The 18,072-nt window shown below is 58.0% G+C and carries 18 protein-coding genes; 10 read left to right on the top strand and 8 right to left on the bottom strand.

Going from position 1 to position 18,072, the window contains the following annotated elements; translation table 11 throughout:
• Positions 1 to 19 precede the first annotated feature (19 nt).
• Both AC1QQ2_RS05575 and flgG read left to right on the top strand, forming a co-directional pair.
• The gene (locus AC1QQ2_RS05575) at positions 20 to 775 is read left to right on the top strand and encodes a flagellar basal body rod protein FlgF (RefSeq protein ID WP_479712388.1); all 756 of its coding nucleotides are present in this window, start codon (positions 20 to 22) and stop codon (positions 773 to 775) included.
• A 72-nt stretch (positions 776 to 847) separates the two neighbouring features.
• The gene (gene flgG / locus AC1QQ2_RS05570) at positions 848 to 1,615 is read left to right on the top strand and encodes a flagellar basal-body rod protein FlgG (RefSeq protein WP_479712387.1); all 768 of its coding nucleotides are present in this window, start codon (positions 848 to 850) and stop codon (positions 1,613 to 1,615) included.
• Positions 1,616 to 1,632: 17 nt separating this feature from the next.
• On the opposite strand, the gene AC1QQ2_RS05565 is transcribed toward flgG, so the two are convergent.
• Both AC1QQ2_RS05565 and argE read right to left on the bottom strand, forming a co-directional pair.
• A complete protein-coding gene (locus AC1QQ2_RS05565; protein ID WP_479712386.1) occupies positions 1,633 to 2,511 on the bottom strand; it encodes a hypothetical protein in 879 nt (292 codons plus the stop codon).
• Between the two features lie 63 nt (positions 2,512 to 2,574).
• Positions 2,575 to 3,741: an acetylornithine deacetylase gene (gene argE / locus AC1QQ2_RS05560; RefSeq protein ID WP_479712385.1), complete on the bottom strand. Its 1,167-nt coding sequence runs from the start codon at positions 3,739 to 3,741 to the stop codon at positions 2,575 to 2,577.
• A gap of 68 nt (positions 3,742 to 3,809) precedes the next feature.
• Between argE and AC1QQ2_RS05555 the strand changes: the two genes are divergently transcribed.
• Positions 3,810 to 4,286 (top strand): Lrp/AsnC family transcriptional regulator, encoded by a 477-nt coding sequence (locus AC1QQ2_RS05555; RefSeq protein WP_211096404.1) that lies wholly within the window; start codon positions 3,810 to 3,812, stop codon positions 4,284 to 4,286.
• A gap of 116 nt (positions 4,287 to 4,402) precedes the next feature.
• Positions 4,403 to 5,773: an aminotransferase gene (locus tag AC1QQ2_RS05550; RefSeq protein WP_479712418.1), complete on the top strand. Its 1,371-nt coding sequence runs from the start codon at positions 4,403 to 4,405 to the stop codon at positions 5,771 to 5,773.
• Between the two features lie 37 nt (positions 5,774 to 5,810).
• Here the strand turns inward: AC1QQ2_RS05550 and AC1QQ2_RS05545 are convergent, their stop codons facing one another.
• Positions 5,811 to 6,662: an MBL fold metallo-hydrolase gene (locus AC1QQ2_RS05545; protein WP_479712384.1), complete on the bottom strand. Its 852-nt coding sequence runs from the start codon at positions 6,660 to 6,662 to the stop codon at positions 5,811 to 5,813.
• A gap of 45 nt (positions 6,663 to 6,707) precedes the next feature.
• Positions 6,708 to 8,267, bottom strand: a complete 1,560-nt coding sequence (locus AC1QQ2_RS05540; RefSeq protein WP_479712383.1) for a 2-isopropylmalate synthase — start codon at positions 8,265 to 8,267, stop codon at positions 6,708 to 6,710.
• A 295-nt stretch (positions 8,268 to 8,562) separates the two neighbouring features.
• Here AC1QQ2_RS05540 and AC1QQ2_RS05535 point away from each other — a divergent pair, with 295 nt between their 5' ends.
• Both AC1QQ2_RS05535 and AC1QQ2_RS05530 read left to right on the top strand, forming a co-directional pair.
• Positions 8,563 to 9,207 carry an SDR family NAD(P)-dependent oxidoreductase gene (locus tag AC1QQ2_RS05535; protein WP_479712382.1) on the top strand — a complete coding sequence of 215 codons (645 nt, stop codon included), beginning with the start codon at positions 8,563 to 8,565 and terminating at the stop codon, positions 9,205 to 9,207.
• Entirely contained in the window at positions 9,201 to 10,727 is a 1,527-nt protein-coding gene (locus tag AC1QQ2_RS05530; protein ID WP_479712381.1) for a cryptochrome/photolyase family protein, read from the top strand. Before AC1QQ2_RS05535 ends, AC1QQ2_RS05530 begins: the two co-directional genes overlap by 7 nt.
• Here AC1QQ2_RS05530 and AC1QQ2_RS05525 read toward each other — a convergent pair.
• Entirely contained in the window at positions 10,724 to 12,229 is a 1,506-nt protein-coding gene (locus AC1QQ2_RS05525; protein ID WP_105235788.1) for an MORN repeat-containing protein, read from the bottom strand. The genes AC1QQ2_RS05530 and AC1QQ2_RS05525 overlap by 4 nt on opposite strands.
• A 143-nt stretch (positions 12,230 to 12,372) precedes the next feature.
• On the opposite strand from AC1QQ2_RS05525, the gene AC1QQ2_RS05520 reads away from it, so the two are divergent.
• Positions 12,373 to 14,031 carry an NAD+ synthase gene (locus tag AC1QQ2_RS05520; protein WP_479712380.1) on the top strand — a complete coding sequence of 553 codons (1,659 nt, stop codon included), beginning with the start codon at positions 12,373 to 12,375 and terminating at the stop codon, positions 14,029 to 14,031.
• 94 nt (positions 14,032 to 14,125) lie between these two features.
• On the top strand, positions 14,126 to 14,677 hold the full coding sequence (locus tag AC1QQ2_RS05515) for a 2OG-Fe(II) oxygenase (protein WP_479712417.1): 552 nt from the start codon (positions 14,126 to 14,128) through the stop codon (positions 14,675 to 14,677).
• Here the strand turns inward: AC1QQ2_RS05515 and AC1QQ2_RS05510 are convergent, their stop codons facing one another.
• Together AC1QQ2_RS05510 and AC1QQ2_RS05505 are read right to left on the bottom strand one after the other, a co-directional pair.
• The gene (locus AC1QQ2_RS05510) at positions 14,678 to 15,769 is read right to left on the bottom strand and encodes a DUF4329 domain-containing protein (RefSeq protein ID WP_479712379.1); all 1,092 of its coding nucleotides are present in this window, start codon (positions 15,767 to 15,769) and stop codon (positions 14,678 to 14,680) included.
• Between the two features lie 99 nt (positions 15,770 to 15,868).
• Complete coding sequence (locus AC1QQ2_RS05505; protein ID WP_067550117.1) at positions 15,869 to 16,075, bottom strand: cold-shock protein; 207 nt, start codon at positions 16,073 to 16,075, stop codon at positions 15,869 to 15,871.
• Positions 16,076 to 16,383: 308 nt separating this feature from the next.
• Between AC1QQ2_RS05505 and AC1QQ2_RS05500 the strand changes: the two genes are divergently transcribed.
• A complete protein-coding gene (locus AC1QQ2_RS05500) occupies positions 16,384 to 17,322 on the top strand; it encodes a methyltransferase domain-containing protein (RefSeq protein WP_479712378.1) in 939 nt (312 codons plus the stop codon).
• A 61-nt stretch (positions 17,323 to 17,383) separates the two neighbouring features.
• Positions 17,384 to 17,809: a thioredoxin TrxC gene (gene trxC, locus AC1QQ2_RS05495; RefSeq protein ID WP_479712377.1), complete on the top strand. Its 426-nt coding sequence runs from the start codon at positions 17,384 to 17,386 to the stop codon at positions 17,807 to 17,809.
• Positions 17,810 to 17,824: 15 nt separating this feature from the next.
• On the opposite strand, the gene AC1QQ2_RS05490 is transcribed toward trxC, so the two are convergent.
• Positions 17,825 to 18,007, bottom strand: a complete 183-nt coding sequence (locus tag AC1QQ2_RS05490; protein WP_105235782.1) for a hypothetical protein — start codon at positions 18,005 to 18,007, stop codon at positions 17,825 to 17,827.
• Positions 18,008 to 18,072: the final 65 nt, after the last annotated feature.

Below are 18,072 nucleotides of genomic sequence, written 5' to 3'. Positions count from 1 at the left end.
AACCTAAGGAGACGCCGTTATGGATCGTATGGTTCACACCCTTATGAACTCTATGCAGACCGTTCAGGATCTGCAGGCCATTTCGGCGAACAACCTTGCGAACATGAACGTGCCGGGCTTCCGGCGCGATCTTCCTGCTTCTGGGCAATCCGCTAGCCTTGAGGGTGAGGGGTTTTCTGCTCGTATGTTCCAGACCGAAGCCCAATACGGGAGTTTCTCTTCCGATACGGGCTTTATGGACCAAACGGGCGATCCGTTTGACGTTGCGATCATGGAAGACGGCTACTTCTTTGTTCAGGAAGGCAATGGAGCGGTAGGCCTCACTCGTCGTGGTGATCTTCGTACGGATGGCGCTGGCCAACTGGTGAACGGTGGCGGCGAATTGGTCCTCGACACCAACATGTCGCCAATCACTTTGCCGCCATATCGGACCATGCAAATCACCGAGGTCGGTCAGATTGTGATCGAACCAATTGATGGTGCTCCTGGCGAGACTGTTGAGATTGCGACGATTGGAACCGTGGTGCCTGATCCGAACGCGACAATGGCCAAAGGTTTAGACGGCCTGATCCGAAACCTTGATGGGACGTTGCCGCAGCCGAACCAAATGGCCTCTATCCGTCAGGGTGTCCTTGAAGGTGCAAACGTGAATGCGACCGAGGAATTGATTTCGTCGATTACCATTCAGCGTGCCTTTGAAATGAACATGCGCATGATCAATACGGCCAAGGAATTGGACGAGGCAGGCACTGAAATTATGCGGGCCCCATCATAACATTTCTCTGCACTGACATCTGGCACGGCGCTTGCACCATTCAGGGTAAGTGAGCCACCGAGAGGAGCCCAGATGTCTACCAATGCAATGCACGTCGCGAAGACGGGTCTAAACGCCCAACAGACGCGGCTTCAGGTCATTTCGAACAACCTTGCCAACGTTAATACGACGGGTTTCAAACGCGACCGCGCGAATTTTGAATCCCTCCTGTATCAAGTGTCGCGCCCCGGCGGCGATCAAACCTCGGAAAACACAAACCTGACCTCGGCTCTGGCCATCGGTACTGGTGTTCGTGTTGTCAGCACTGACAAACTCCATACCCAAGGCGCGCTGTCTGATACGGGCAACGCTCTCGACGTTGCGATCAACGGGCAGGGGTTCTTTCAGGTTCTGCTGCCTGATGGCCGCATCGGCTACACCCGCGACGGGACGTTTTCGATGAACCAAGAGGGCACAATCACCACGGCGAGCGGCTACGTCATTCAGCCTGAAATTCAAATCCCCCAAGGGGCGAACCAGATCAACATTTCGGCGGACGGTATCGTCAGCGTCGTGATGCCTGGTGACACCCAGAACCAAGAAATTGGTCAGATCACATTGGGCAACTTCCCGAACCCGCGCGGTCTGGAACCGATCGGTGAGAACTTCTTTGTTGAAACGCTCGCGAGCGGTGCCCCCATCGTGGCCACACCCCAAGCCGAAGGTCTGGGACAGTTGACCCAAGGGATGCTCGAAACGTCGAACGTTAACGTAGTTCAAGAACTGGTCGACATGATCGAGACCCAGCGGGCCTATGAAATCAACTCCAAATCGATCTCTGCGGCAGAAGAGGGCGATTAACGCGCCCTCAGCCTGTCTCACATATTGAACGCTGGCATGACCATTGCGCCAGCCGCGATGCGACGTGCCCACTGATCAACGTCATCTTTGAAGTGCTCGCGTGCATCTGGCACGGCGACCATAATTGCGTTGACCGCGATTTTCCCAAGGTCTTCTTCGAAATCGAGACCGTCGATGTTCACAGGCTCCCAGTTGCGGCCTTCCACGCGGGTAAAACAGCCTTGGTCGTCGATGCGAATGAACCACTCAAAGCCATAGAGGTCGAATAGGCGGATGTTGTCGCCGATGTTGACGTTGCGACGGTGGATCATGTGCATGCGGATATATTCACGCGTGGTGTCTCGGGTCGCCGCGATGATTTCAGCCGCAATTGACGACCAGCCATCTTCAACGGTGTTGCTGAGGTGATGCCACTCGCCGCCGCTTTCCAGACGGAACGCCAGCATGTCGAGAGCAGCAAGCTCGCCGATCACATAGTTGGTGCCACCGATGTTCAGGCGGGCAACGGGTTCTGGCGCGTCGGACTTGAGGTAATCGGTCTCTTCCGCTTCCTCTTCTTTCGCGGCCACGTTTTCGCGGTAACGACCGGGGCGCACATTGCCCGAATAGTCACCCGTTGAGAAATCATAGAGCAGGTCTTTGGCTGCATCCGTCAGGACAAAGGTTTTGGCTTCGATGTCACCCAGACCCGCAATGCGCAGAGCGGTCTGTTCAACGGGCGTCGCGGTGTTTTCGCTTGCCATGCGCAGCAAACCTACCAGTGTATGCGATGCCGCACCCGGATCGAATTCGCGAAGCGCGTTGATCAGATCGACAAAATCGCCCGTGGTGTAAAAGCGGGTCGGAACGTTCGGGGTCGGGGACGGCGACTTTGCCGTGTCAGTCTTGGTCTGCATGTCTGCTCGTCTTCCATGAAAAAGTGAGTGGTCGACACTAGAACGAAGCAAACGGGGCAGAGTTTAGGGGCGTGGTAACGAAAGTCTGGAACAAAGTCGTTTCAGCATGGTGAGGCACTGATCCAATTGGTCGAGGCTGATATATTCATCAGGTTTATGCGCCTGCGCGATAGATCCTGGACCACAGACAACAACATCCATTCCGATCGATTGGAATAGCCCCGCTTCCGTCCCAAATGGCACCACATCGCAGCCGTTCGCGCCCGTAAGTTCTGTGATCAGATCACGTGCCGCGTTTTCTGCCATGGGTTCTAGCCCGACAACTTCGGCAATCGTGTGAGTGTGCACGCCAGCATCAGGATGCACGGCTTTCATCTGTTTGTTCAGATGCTCGACGTGGGTCGCCAGTTCGCCCTTAACAAAGTCCGCGTCCGACACCTGAACGGGCCGCATTTCCCACTGCACAGTTGCCTTGCCCGGAATGACGTTATGCGCGACGCCACCGATCAGGCTGCCTGTGTTGATCGTGGTCCATGGCGGGTCAAAACGGCTGTCTTCGGGCGCTTTGGACTTTAGCGCGTCCTTCAGTTCCAGAAGCTTCGATATAAACCGCACCGCATATTCAACGGCATTCACGCCAAGGTCGGGGGCAGAGCCATGCCCTTCGGAGCCGTGGAAATGCGTGGTGTATTCATAGCACCCCTTGTGGCCTTCGATGATCCGCATCTCGGTCGGTTCCCCGACGATCCCGATAGACGGGCGCAGGCCACGTTCGCGCAGTACCTCGACCAAGGCCTGACCGCCAAGGCAGCCAGTTTCTTCGTCATAGGTAAAGGCGAAATGGACAGGGCGGGCGGTGGCGTGTTTTGCAAACTCAGGCGCCATCGCGACAGCCGCGGCGATAAACGCCTTCATATCGCAAGTGCCACGTCCAAATAGCTTCCCGTCCCGTTCAACCAATGCAAACGGATCACTTGTCCAATCCTGATCGGCAACGGGCACGACATCGGTGTGACCCGATAGCACGATCCCGCCGTCGCCCTCGGGCCCGATTGTCGCCCAGAGGTTCGCCTTCTTGCCGGTTTCATCCTCAAAAATCTCAATCCGCGCACCTGCTTCCTCGAGCTTGGCCGCGAGGTAGTCGATGCAATGGCGGTTCGGCAGGATCGAAGTCGTGTCGAATGCGATGAGGTCCGAAAGGATGGCGCGGGTGGTGTGCAAATCAGTCATGCCGCGACCATGGCAGAACCATTCGTGACGCGGTAGAAGGAAAGCGACACATTTTCGCCGAGGCTCGAATGATAAAGCTGGACGACCGCGACATCGCCATTCTGCGCATCCTTGCCACCGACGGCAGGATCACTAAGGCGGCGCTGGCAGAAAAGGTCGGCCTGACCCCGACACCTTGCTGGGACCGTTTGAAGAAACTGGAAAAGGCGGGGCTGATCGACGGCTATGGGGCACGGTTCAATTTGCGCAAACTCGGCCCATGGGTGACGGTCTTTGTCGTTGTTGAGTTGGCCGATCACACCGCCGCATCCTTCCGCACGTTCGAGGCACGGATTGAGGCGCATGACGACATCACCCACTGTTGGGCCTTAGGCGGTGGGTATGATTACCTGATGCAAGTCGCGGCCCGCGATGTGGAAAGCTACCAGATGACGATGGACGATCTGCTAGAGGCGCGGATCGGGATTGCCCGCTATTTCACCTATATCGTGACCAAACAGATCAAGGGCGGGGGCCTCCCGCCGCTGCATCTCTTTGCAGACTAAATTGCGGGTCTAGCGCACGTTTTGCAGCTGAATCATCTGCGGCATCAGTGAATTTCACATCCTGCCTCGGGCAAATCGCGGGCACTATCGCGCGACTCTACCCGATAGGAATGACGATGCTAACAAACGACCAACTGGCCCAATGGGACCGCGAGAACTTCTTCCACCCCTCGACCCATCTGGCCCAACACGCCCGCGGCGAAACCCCGACCCGCATTATCAAAACCGCGAGCGGCTGCCACATCGTAGACCGTGACGGCAAAAAGCTCCTTGATGCGTTTGCTGGCCTCTATTGCGTGAACGTTGGCTACGGTCGTCAGGACATCGCCGAAGCGATTGCCGATCAGGCGCGCGAATTGGCTTATTACCACGCCTATGTTGGTCATGGGACTGAGGCATCGGTTACCCTGTCGAAAATGGTGCTCGACCGAGCGCCGGATCACATGTCCAAGGTTTACTTTGGCCTGTCGGGGTCGGATGCGAACGAGACGAACATCAAACTCGTCTGGTATTACAACAACATCCTCGGTCGCCCCGAAAAGAAAAAGATCATCTCGCGCTGGCGCGGTTATCACGGCTCTGGCCTGATGACGGGGTCGCTGACGGGCCTTGGTCTGTTCCATGCGAAATTCGATCTGCCGCTCGAACAGGTCATCCATACCGAGGCGCCGTATTACTTCCGCCGTCCGGACGTCAACATGACCGAAGAGCAGTTCACCGCGCATTGCGCCGCCGAACTCGAAGCGCTGATCGAACGCGAAGGCTCAGACACCATCGCGGCCTTTATCGGTGAACCTGTCATGGGCACGGGCGGTATCGTTCCGCCGCCCGCTGGCTATTGGGCCGCGATTCAGGCTGTTCTGGAAAAGCACGACATTCTGCTGATCGCGGACGAGGTCGTCACGGGCTTTGGCCGTTTGGGGTCCATGTTCGGCTCGCACCACTACGACCTGAAACCTGACCTGATCACGATCGCCAAAGGTCTGACGTCTGCCTATGCGCCGCTGTCTGGTTCGATCGTCTCGGATCGTATGTGGAAAGTGCTAGAGCAGGGTACCGACGAAAACGGTCCCATCGGTCACGGTTGGACCTATTCTGCGCACCCGATTGGCGCGGCTGCAGGTGTGGCAAACCTCAAATTGCTAGATGAATTGAACCTCGTTAAAAACGCTGGCGACATGGGTGCCTATCTGAACGCCCAGATGAAAGCCGCCGTCGCGGATCACCCGAATGTCGGCGAAGTGCGCGGCGAAGGGATGCTCTGCGCGGTAGAGTTCGTGGCGGACCGTGATAGCCGCACCTTCTACGATCCGTCGCAGAAAATCGGTCCGTCGCTCTCTGCTGCCATGGCGTCGCGTGGTGTGATTGCGCGTGCGATGCCCCAAGGCGATATCCTCGGCTACGCGCCGCCGTTCTGCCTGACCAAAGATGAGGCGGATACCATCGTCGCGGCCACCGTCGACTCGATCAAAGAAGTGCTCGGTTAAAACGACACAGGGCCGCAGTTCGCTGCGGCCCTTTTCGTCAGAGCGGGATCGTCATCCCGTCGGTCCCGACAAACAGCGGCCCGCTGTAGTGCGGTGCGATCTCTGCGTGCCAATCTTCCAAGGTGAAATCGGGGTCGTCGCTCGGGATCAGGTGGTTCAGGGCGAGCTGTTTCACCCCTGCCGCCGTCGCGATTTTGGCCACCTCAACCGCAGGCGAATGTGACCGTTCAAGGTGAACCCTCAGACGGTCATCACCATTCCCAACCCGTTTGCATAGGGCATCAATGCCCGCGCTCAGCATCGCCTCATGAACGAGGAGGTCGGTATCTTTGGCAAAGTCGACCATCGCGTCGATGGGCGCTGTATCACCCGAAAGCGTCACCGATTTCCCGTCACCCGTCAGACGCAGGGCAAAGCTGTCGATCAGCGGCGGATGCTCATTGCGGATCGCGTCGACCGTCACGTCCCCGATTGCAAATTCGCCCGCATCCAGCAGTCGAATATCGGCCAAAGGCTCTAGCGCTGGGCGGCCCTCATCCGCGATCCGCAGGGAAATATCGGCCTCCATCGAGGCAAGGAACCCCTGCCAATAGGCGGTCAGACCTGCGGGGCCATAGATCGGCACGGCGCGCTTTAGCCCAGCGGTCCATGCCGTATGCATCAGCGGTCCCAACTCCAGATAATGGTCGGAATGCATATGCGTCACGATAATCGCATCGAGATCGGTCAGCGCGACGCCCGCATCGCAAACAGCCCGCGATACACCAAGGCCCGCATCAACGAGGATCACTTGCCCCGCCAGCCGCACAAGGATCGAGGTCGGCATCGGGGTTCCAGGTCTGATCGCAGGACCGCCCTTGGTGCCGAGGAGAGTGACGCAATTGTCCATGAAGTGCCCTTATGAAAAGGGCGGCCCGAAAGCCGCCCGATATTCTTAGATCGTGTCCTTGTAGTTCACGTTCTTAATGTCATCACCCGGAGCGGATTTTTCGCGCCGCACGATCAAACGGTTGATCGCGTTGATGTAGGCCTTGGCCGACGCAACCACAGTGTCCGTATCTGCCGACTGACCCGTCGCGATACGGCCGTCCTCTTCGAGCTTTACCGAAACAGTGGCCTGCGCGTCCGTTCCTTTGGTCACAGCGTGCACCTGATACAGGTCCAAACGGCCACCATGCGGGAAAATCGCCTTAACCGCGTTAAAGGTCGCATCAACTGGACCATCGCCCGTTGCGTGAACCGATTTTTCCACGCCATCGACCAGCAACGTCAGGTCAGCGGTCTGCGGACCCTCGGTGCCACAAACAACGCGGAGCGACTTGAACTTGATGTGGTCCTCGACCGTATCGTTCTGACGGATCAGAGCCACGATATCGTCGTCGTAGACTTCTTTCTTGCGGTCAGCGAGGTCTTTGAACCGCACGAACAGGTCGTTTAACTGGTTGTCGGCCATATCAAAGCCGAGCGTTTCCAGTTTCGCCCGCAGTGCCGCACGGCCAGAGTGTTTGCCCAGCGGCAACGAGGTGCCAGCCAAACCTACGTCCTCTGGGCGCATGATCTCGAACGTTTCTTTGTTCTTCAACATACCGTCTTGGTGGATGCCAGATTCATGCGCAAAGGCGTTCTTACCAACGATCGCTTTGTTGAACTGCACAGGGAAACCCGACGCGGTCGCAACGCGGCGCGAGATGTTCATGATCTTCGTGGTATCAACGCCAGTGGTGTAAGGCATGATGTCGTTGCGCACTTTGAGCGCCATCACGACTTCTTCCAACGCGGTGTTACCTGCGCGTTCGCCCAGACCGTTGACGGTGCATTCGATCTGACGCGCACCACCAGCCACAGCCGCCAGCGCGTTCGCCGTCGCCATGCCGAGGTCGTTGTGGCAGTGCGTCGCAAAGATCACGTCATCTGCACCCGGAACGGTCTCGATCAAGCGTTTGATCAGGTCCGCGCTTTCCATCGGGGCGGTGTAGCCCACGGTGTCAGGGATGTTGATCGTGGTCGCACCCGCTTTGATCGCGATTTCGATCACGCGGCAGAGGTAATCCCACTCTGTGCGGGTCGCATCCATCGGGGACCACTGGACGTTGTCACAGAGGTTCCGCGCATGGCTGACCGTTTCGTGGATCTTATCCGCCATCTCATCCATGGTCAGGTTCGGGATCGCACGGTGCAACGGCGAGGTGCCGATGAACGTGTGAATACGGCCCGAGCCTGCGTGCTTGATCGCTTCAGCGCAGCGATCAATGTCTTTAAAGTTCGCACGTGCCAGACCGCAGATCGTCGAATTCTTCGAACGCTGAGCGATTTCGGATACAGCGCGGAAGTCACCCTCGGATGCGATGGGGAAGCCAGCTTCGATAATATCGACACCCATATCGTCGAGCAGCTCTGCGATTTCGAGCTTCTCTTCGTGGGTCATGGTAGCGCCGGGCGACTGTTCGCCGTCACGCAGGGTTGTGTCGAAAATCAACACGCGGTCTTTGGTCATGTCATAATTCCTTGTCTGTCCTTAGCTTTTTGTCCCGACGCTAAGACACCCCTGAGCGGTCGCGCCGGAAGGCACGCTCAGAGGCTGCTAAGGAGTAGAAGGGCGCACGAGGACGACGCACCGCAAATGCGGGCAGTCTGAGTGATATGATCCAAGCGCGTCATGGGGCGGGACTATACCCATGATTCCCGCGAGGGAAAGAGCGTTTTTGCCCGTTCTTGCTCTGGCTCATTGAATGGTCGTGTTTTGGTCGGGGAAAACTGGACAGTGGAGCAGGGTAGACTAGTTCTGGCGCATGAAACGAAACCTGATCATTGGCGCCTCAGGAGGCATAGGCCGCGCGTTTTGCGATGTAGTTGATGGCGAGGTCATCAGCCTATCGCGTCGTGACAATGGTCTGGACGTGACCGACCCTGCTTCGGTCGATCGTGTTCTGGGTGCCATTGAGGGGCCTTTTGATCGCGTGATCATCGCCGTGGGTATCCTCGCCCCCAACGGTGCAGCGCCAGAAAAATCCCTGTCGGCCATTGATGCGCAGACGATGGCGCAGGTTTTTGCGGTGAACACGATTGGCGTGGCGCTGGTCCTGCAGCAGGTTCCCCGACTGCTTGCCCCAGCGGGTCGGGTTGGTGTGCTCTCCGCGCGGGTTGGGTCGATTGGGGACAACGGATTAGGCGGTTGGCATTCCTACCGCGCATCGAAGGCGGCCGTGAACCAGATCATTCGTGGCACGGCGTTGGAACTGAAACGAACGCACAAAGGTTCAGTCGTCCTCGCCCTTCACCCTGGGACCGTCGATACGCCGTTCACAGTAGGTTATGCGGCGAAGAAACTGTCGCCGACGGATTCTGCCACCGCACTACTCTCCGTCCTCGACGGGGCAGGGGCAGACCAAACAGGGTCGTTCTACGATTTTAACGGGGCGACCGTGCCGTGGTAAAACTCGTCCTCGTTCTGGGTGATCAGCTTTCGCCGACCCTCTCTGCCCTGCGCGAGGCTGATAAATCCCGCGATGTCGTCGTCATGGCCGAAGTCATGGGCGAGGCAACCTACGTCCCCCATCACCCTAAAAAGATCGCCCTGATCTTTGCCGCGATGCGTAAGTTCGCGGTTCGTCTAAGGGCCGAGGGCTGGCAGGTGGACTACACCACTCTGGATGATCCCGAAAACGCGGGCAGCATCGCTGGGGAACTTCTGCGGCGCGCCTCTGAACATAACGCTGACGAAGTGATCGCAACCCAATCGGGCGAATGGCGGCTGATCTCAGCACTCGAAGACCTGCCAATCCCAGTGCACCAATTCCCTGATGACCGTTTTCTCGCCTCTCATCGCGATTTTGAGGATTGGGCAGAGGGCCGCAAGGCGCTGCGGATGGAGTATTTCTACCGCGATATGCGCCGCAAAACGGGACTTTTGATGGACGGCGATCAGCCGGCGGGCGGTCAATGGAACTACGACCACGACAACCGCAAACCCGCGCCCGATGCCGTCGATTTCAGTGGACCGTTGCGGTTTGAACCAGATGCGATCACGGCAGAGGTTCTGAACCTCGTCGAAGACCGCTTTGGTCAGAACTTTGGCGAACTACGCCCGTTTTGGTTCGCGACCGACGCCCAGCAGGCTCAAACCCAAATCGATCACTGGATCGCGCTGGGCTTGCCGAAATTCGGTGACTTCCAGGACGCCATGCTGACGGGGCAAAAGTTCCTCTGGCACTCGATCATCTCGATGTATCTCAACATCGGCCTCTTGGACCCGCTTGAGGTCTGCAAACAAGCCGAAGCCGCCTATCGCAGCGGCACCGCGCCGCTCAACGCGGTGGAGGGGTTCATTCGTCAGATCATCGGCTGGCGGGAATATGTGCGGGGCATCTATTTCCTGCACGGCCCCGACTACATGACCCGCAACGCGCTGGGCCATGATCGTAAACTGCCGTGGCTCTACTGGGGCGGCGAGACAAAGATGCACTGCATGTCTCAGGCCGTCGAACAAACCCGTACAGAGGCCTATGCCCACCATATCCAACGGCTCATGGTGACAGGCAACTTTGCGCTCTTGGCGGGGGTCGATCCACATCAACTGCACGAATGGTATCTGGCCGTTTATGCCGACGCCTTTGAATGGGTCGAGGCCCCGAACACCATCGGGATGAGCCAGTTTGCCGACGGTGGTGTGATCGCGTCCAAACCCTACGTGAGCAGCGGCGCCTATATCGACCGAATGTCGGACTACTGCGGATCGTGTCACTACAAGGTCAAAGACAAAACGGGCGACACCGCTTGTCCGTTCAACTTGCTATACTGGCATTTCCTCATTCGTCACCGCGACCGTTTTGCTGGCAATGCCCGTATGGGGAACATGTATCGCACATGGGACCGAATGGACGACACGCGCAAGGAAACCGTTCTAGCTGATGCGGAAACGTGGCTCGCCCGACTGGACGCGGGCGAGGTCGTTTAATTCGCGGGCGCTTCGGGTGCTGCGTCTGGGGTGGCCTCGGCGGGGGCCTCTGGCGCACCCGTCGCAACATCACCCGCAGGGGCGGCATCATCGCGGGTCACGTAGAGGTCCTGATCCCAGTTCCCGCTTTCGATCTGTCCCGAGGCATAGCGCATCGTGCCATCCCCCTGACGCCGACCCGCAACAAAGGTGCCCTGATAAATATCGCCGTTCGAGTAGGTCGCGACCCCTTGGCCGGAAATCTCGCCGTTCTGCCATTCACCTTCGTAGGTAAAGCTCTCGTCGGCTTCGGTGGCGGGGTTGTCGGGGATGGTGATCTTGCCCTGTCCATGGCGCTGGCCGTTCTCAAAGTGGCCAAAGTAGACGGACCCGTCGGCATAGGTTGCGGTGCCAATCCCATGGCGTTGACCGTTTGCCCACTCACCGTCGTAGGAATAGCCGTCGCCATAGCGCATTACGCCGCGACCGTGGTTTTTTGCGTTCTTGAATTCGCCCTCGTAGACGAGACCAGAGGCATAGGTGGCAATGCCTGTTCCCTCGATCACGCCATCGACCCAACCGCCGACATAGGTCGAGCTGTCTGGATAGGTGATTTTGCCTTCGCCATTGGGTAGGTCGTTTGCGAACTGCCCTTCGTAGACAGAACCGTCTGGGTAGAGCACTTTGCCCTGACCAGACATCGCGCCACCTTCCCAGCCGCCGACATAGACGTAGCCGTCCGTCCCGCGGAACGTGCCCTGACCGTGGCGACGATCATCGTGGAAACCGCCCTGATAAATATCACCGTTGGCGTAGGTCACAGTGCCCGTGCCTTCGCGGTGACCTGCGACCAGATCGCCCTCGTAAATGTCGCCGTTCGGCTGGACTAGTCGACCGATGCCCTCGATCTGACCAGCGACCCATTTGCCCTCGTAGATGGTGCCGTCCTGCATCAGCAGCTTACCGTCACCTTCGCGGTCATCACGGGCCAGCTGACCCTCGTAGATCGTGCCGTCGGGATAGGTGATCGTGCCAGAGCCTTCTTTGACGCCGTTCACCCACTGGCCCGCATAGCTGTAGCCGTTCGGGCTGCGCATTGTGCCTGTGCCGTGGTGCATCGCGTTGCGGAATTCGCCCTCATAGATGACACCGTTTGCATAAGTGGCGATGCCGCTGCCGGTGATGTTGCCATCCACCCAGTCGCCTTCATAAACGCCACCATCGGCAAAGGTGATCTTGCCTGTGCCGCTCGGCTTACCTTCGGCGAATTCGCCCTCGTAGACAGAACCATTGGGGAAACGCGCAACGCCATTGCCTTGGATGCGGCCTTCGACCCAATCACCGTTGTATTCATAGCCATTGGGCAGGCGATACATCCCTGTCCCGTGTTGTTTGCCGTTCAGGAATTCGCCTTCGTAGACGCCGCCATCCTCGTATTGTTTGGTCTGAACGTCCTGCGCCACGGCCCCTGTCATCGACAGAACCAAAACTGCACCGCCCCATAGCGCCCGATTGCGAGTCATCGTTAACTTTCCCTATTCCAGCCCGCGCGATGCTAATAGAGCCCGCCCGCCGATACAACGGTCTAGGGGGGATTGGGCCGCAATCCGCTTTCCCTTAGCGTGGGTTCTGGTAAACCTGTCGTGAGTTAGCGCACAGGACACCGATGACCGATACATTCCGCATCACGATGGCCCAATTGAACCCCACTGTTGGGGATGTCGAAGGCAACGCCGCCAAAGCCAAAACCGTTTGGGACACCGCCCGCGCGGCTGGATCGCAGATGGTCGCACTGCCCGAGATGTTTATTGCGGGCTATTCGACCCAAGACCTCGTGATGAAACCTGCGTTCCAGCAAGCCTGCTATGATCGCATTGTCGCTCTCGCTGCGGAATGCGCGGATGGCCCTATGATCGGGATCGGTGGGCCACTGGCGGAAAACGGACGGCTCTATAACGCCTATTTCATCCTCAAGGACGGTAAGATCGCGGCTCGCCAGCTGAAACACTTCCTGCCCAACTACAACGTCTTTGACGAAGTGCGGCAGTTCAATCGTGGCGCCATTCAGGGGCCGTATGATGCTGGCCCCCTGCGGATCGGATCGCCCATTTGCGAGGACGCTTGGTTCCCCGATGTGGCCGAAGCCATGGTCGAAAGCGGTGCTGAAATCCTCGTCGTGCCGAACGGATCGCCCTACTACCGTGGGAAATTCGACCGCCGCATGAACACGATGGTCGCCCGTGTGATCGAAAACGATGTGCCGATGGTCTACGTGAACACCGTCGGCGGTCAAGATGATCAAGCATTCGACGGCGGATCGTTTGTGCTGAACCGTCACGGCAAACTCGCCGTGCAATTGCCACTCTTCGAAGAGGCCGTCGCTCACGTCGATTTCCACCGCACCGATGATGGCTGGGAAGCAGCTGAAGGCCCCAAGGCTACCTTTGGCGATGCGTGGGAACAGGACTATCACGCGATGGTCACGACGCTCCGCGATTACATGCGCAAAACGGGATTCAAAAAGGTGCTGCTTGGCCTTTCGGGCGGGATCGACTCTGCCATCGTTGCGACCATCGCCGTTGACGCGATCGGTGCCGAAAACGTGCGTTGCGTGATGCTGCCCTCTGAATACACCTCGCAAGGGTCGCTCGACGATGCCGAAGACATCGCGAACCGTCTGGGCGTCCACTACGACTATGTGCCGATCAAGCAGGGCCGCGATGCGATCACGGAAACGCTTGCCCCCCTATTTGCGGGCCGCGACGCTGACCTGACCGAAGAAAACATCCAGTCGCGTTTGCGCGGACTTCTCCTCATGGCGCTGTCGAATAAATTCGGGGAAATGCTGCTGACGACGGGCAACAAATCCGAGGTCGCCGTGGGCTATGCCACGATCTATGGCGATATGAACGGCGGCTATAACCCGATCAAAGACCTCTACAAAACGCGCGTCTTTGAAACCTGCCGCTGGCGCAACGCCAACCACCGCCCGTGGATGAATGGCCCCGCAGGCGAGGTGATCCCCGTTTCAATCATCGACAAACCGCCAAGTGCCGAACTCCGTCCCGACCAAAAGGACGAAGACAGCCTGCCGCCCTACGACATCCTCGATGCGATCCTCGAAGGTCTGGTCGATGACGAAGCCAGCGTTGCCGACCTCGTCGCTAAAGGCTTTGACCGTGATGTGGTGAAGAAAGTCGAACATCTGCTCTACATCAGCGAATACAAACGGTTCCAATCGGCACCGGGTACGCGCCTGACGAAACGGGCGTTCTGGTTGGACCGCCGCTACCCCATCGCAAACCGTTTCCGCGATAACGCATAATTACGTCGCTTTCCGTCCTGTATGTCGGAAAGCGAACAGACCCCAGACCGTTCGCGCCTAAATGACCGTCCATTCAGTAAAGGAATGGACGACCATGATCACTGTGCACACGGTGCCCGACGCTTTTTCAATCGAAGACTGCGACCGCATTCTCGATCTGGTGCGCTCTGCGCCTGCGAAGGACGCGAAACTTGTCGGGCGTGAACAGAACCACAACCTGCGCCGCGCCGATCTCGTTTGGCTGGATGATGTTGAGGGCGCGGATTGGGTGATGAACCGGATCATCGATGTCGTGCGCGTGGCCAATCGGGATGCCTATGGCTTTGACCTCACCGACTTTTCCGAAAGCCCGCAGGTCGCCCGCTATGGTGCCGAACGCGAAGGGCATTTCACATGGCATTCCGATATCGGTGACGGCCGCGTGGCGTCCAAACGCAAATTGACCATGGTCGCTCAACTGTCTGAACCCGAGGATTACGAGGGCGGCGCGCTAGAGGTCATGCCGTCAAACGCCGTGATCACCGCGAATAAGGCACGCGGCACCGTCACGATGTTCCCGTCGTATCTGCTGCACCGCGTGACACCCGTCACCAGTGGTGAACGCTATTCGCTCACCATCTGGGCGCACGGACCCGCGTTCCGCTGATTAGTCGAGGGGTTGGCCCAGCGCGGCCAGCCCCGCATTCACCCGCGCAGTTTCTTCAGCCGTCAGAGTGCGGGCGCGGGGATAGCGTGGTGCCTCGCGATCATTCAGGATCGGGCCCCAATTGTGGGTCGTGTCAAAGAAGTGATCCGCCCCTTCGTCACCAAAGACCCGCAGATATCCCTGAACAACCACGTCCAGATACGACAACAGGATCGGGCGTGTGACGGGTTCGAGGTAATGCGCAGCGTCGACCTCATACACGGCTGTAGCTTGCACCGCGTCGTCGATCAGATGGGTCACGTCACGGCGCAGATATCCGCTTTCCCGTTCATCCAGCGCCGCCCAATCCGCATTCGGAACCGCCGCCGTCACGCCGAGCAAGGTCGTGCGGTCGCAAGGTTCGACAGATAGAAACGCGGGCTCTTGGATTTGCGTATGCCGCCACACGCGACGCCATCCTCGCAGCTTTGCCGGTTTGGGGTCGGGATAGGTATGGGTGGTCAGGTTTACGAGGCTGCCATAGCCGAAAAAGCGCGGGTGGGTCATGCGAAAATCCGTCGTCATCGTCCCCGCACACTTATCGCGTTCGAGTGAGAGAGGCGAGGGGCTACTGCGACTCACTCTTGAGGATACCGCGGTGGTATAGCTCGGTTTGATCGCGCCAGCGGGTTCGTCGACAAAGTTGGGGTCTTGGGGCAGACAACCCACCCCACAAACCTGATAGGCCATCATCTCAGAGCTATCGATATACCATAGACGCCCACCGGGTGTCGCGACCCAGCCGTCGATACCAGAGTCCTCGTCTGATTCCATATCGGTCGAGGACGGCAGTTCGGAGTTGTAGTCGGGGTTATACGTACTGTGCGTGTGAAACGAGGCAATCACATCCATCTTGGCCGGCCAAGTCGGCAGATAGCAGGCCGCTTCTTCACCGCGATTGATCCGCGTGGTCATCAACTCACCATCGGGCCCATAGCCCAAATACCCGCATAACTCGCGGTTCGCGGCAAATGACTGCTCTTGGATTTTTTCAAAGATTTTGATGACGAACGCGAATTCCGCACCATCAGGTGCTTCGGCGTGGGCGGTCATACTGGTCGCGCATAAGATGCATGCGGCTGCTTTTAAAAATCTCATGGGCGCGAGCATCCCCGCACCCATGATTCCAATCAAGTCCGAATAAACGGCAGATTAGAGAATGGTGATGTTGATCGCGGATTCGCGACCATCACGGCCAGCCTGAAGTTCGAATTCGACTTTCTGGTTTTCGTTCAGACCAGTGAGGCCCGAGCGCTCTACTGCCGAAATGTGAACGAAAATGTCTTTTGCGCCGCCATCAGGGGCGATAAAGCCGTAGCCTTTGGTTGTGTTGAACCATTTCACGGTGCCGGTAGCCATCGTGATGTCTCCTGTTTTAGTAACCCGCTCGCGGAATTGCAGCGGAGCCGGCTCGTCAGAACGTGATCGAAGAACTGAGCCGGATTCGGAGACAGTGTCGATAAGTAGTAACTCGCGTCCTTTATGATGGGGTCCTCTCCTTAAATAATCAAGCTTTGCGTGAGGCCCACTTGACAGTTGGCGCAGTCTAGCAACATGTAGCGCAGCTTTGTCCGTCATGGTCGTGTTACATGTCCAAACAGTCCCCCTGAGTCTGATCGCAAATGGCTTGCCGCCGGCGGGGCGGTATTCCTTGTTTGGATGCGATCATGGCACCTTTGCTTACGTCTTCTGGTGATTTGGCGGCTGACCGCCGTTTATCTTATGCCGACGCTCTCTTGGCGGAGGGTGATGCACGCGCGGCGGCTGACCTGATGCGCGAAACCATGCCAACAGTCCCGATGTGGACGGCGGGATGGATGCGTTTGGGCGAAATGGCCGATGCGGCGGGTGATGCGACCTTGGCCCAAGAGGCCTACGCCCAAGCCCTCGCCACTGACCCGTCTGACCGTTTTGGTGCGACGTTGCGATTGGATTTGCACCGCGCGGTCCCTCTGGCCGAACGTGTTCCTGCGGCGCATGTCGAGGCTCTGTTCGACGACTATGCCCCTCGGTTCGAGGCCTCTCTTGTTGGGGCGCTGGGCTATTGCGGGCCAGACCGCATTGCAGAGGCGCTGCCGGGTCCGCTTGGCCGCGTTCTCGACCTTGGCTGTGGGACGGGTCTGATGGGCGCTGTGATTGTGGGGCGCTACGACTGGTTGGGTGGCTATGACCTCTCCGCGCGGATGCTCGCGCAGGCCAAAGACAAAGCTATCTATGACCACCTCGAACAGCGCGACCTCGCCACATTGATGGTCGATGGTAGCCGCTATGACACGATCATCGCGGCGGACGTGTTCATCTATATCGGCACGTTGGAGCGGATCATCGGCTGGGTCGCGGCATCCCTGACCGACACAGGACGTTTTGCCTTTACCGTCGAAGTCCACGACGGGGAGGGCGTCAAACTCCAGCCATCTCATCGCTATGCCCATTCGGAACGGTATATCCGCTCGCTCTTAGATGTTGCGGGGTTCAGGGATGTTCAACTGTCCCAAACCACCCTGCGCCAAGATCGCGGTGAACCGATTGCCGCGCTCATCGTAACGGCCAACGTGCCGTTACGAACATCCGACCGCGAAGGCGAGGCCGAGGAAACCATAGCCTAGGGGCTTGCATCTCTACCTCGTAAACATATATGGTTTTTGAGATATATGAATGGAGGCACCGATGGCTGGCCTGAAAATGACCTGTTTCGATTGTGGACAGGTGAACCGCGTTCCCGACGACAAACTGACCGCTGGTCCGAAATGTGCCACCTGCGGGACCAAACTCATGTCGAACAAGGCGATCGAGATCGACCTCAAGACACTTCAGAAAGCGGCGAAAACTGATGATGTGCCGTTGGTCGTCGACTTCTGGGCCCCATGGTGCGGGCCCTGCCGCATGATGGCACCAGAGTTTTCAAAGGCCGCTTCTGAATTGTCAGGCAAGGCGCGACTGGTGAAGGTCAACACAGAGATGCACCAAACAGCGAGCCCGAAATTCGGGATCCGCGGTATTCCGACGATGGTGAAATTCGCCAAGGGCAAAGAGGTCAAACGCCAGTCGGGTGCCGTTCCAGCATCCGCCATTGTTACGTGGGCGTCGACCTAAGGTCTGACTAGCAGATCAGAGAGTGGTATTCAGGCGGCGTTCGGCATGGTCGGTCGCCAGCCACACCAATGGAATCGCAATGCCTGCGATCATGTAGAGCGCAAACGAAGCCATCAGGCTCAGGTCCAAGAATACGAGACCTGCACAGGCAGCGAGCAGGCCGATAAAACTTCCAGCGATAAAAGCGACAAACGCCATTTGAGTACCTCAACACACGGGGATCAGCAGCGATCCGATACTCAGGCTTCACGCCGGCAAAGTTG

The organism is Aestuarium sp., assembly GCF_023253315.1.
GTDB lineage: Bacteria > Pseudomonadota > Alphaproteobacteria > Rhodobacterales > Rhodobacteraceae > Marivivens > Marivivens donghaensis.
Note: the sequence above shows the minus strand (reverse complement) of the source record. Positions and strands in the feature narration are given on the sequence as shown.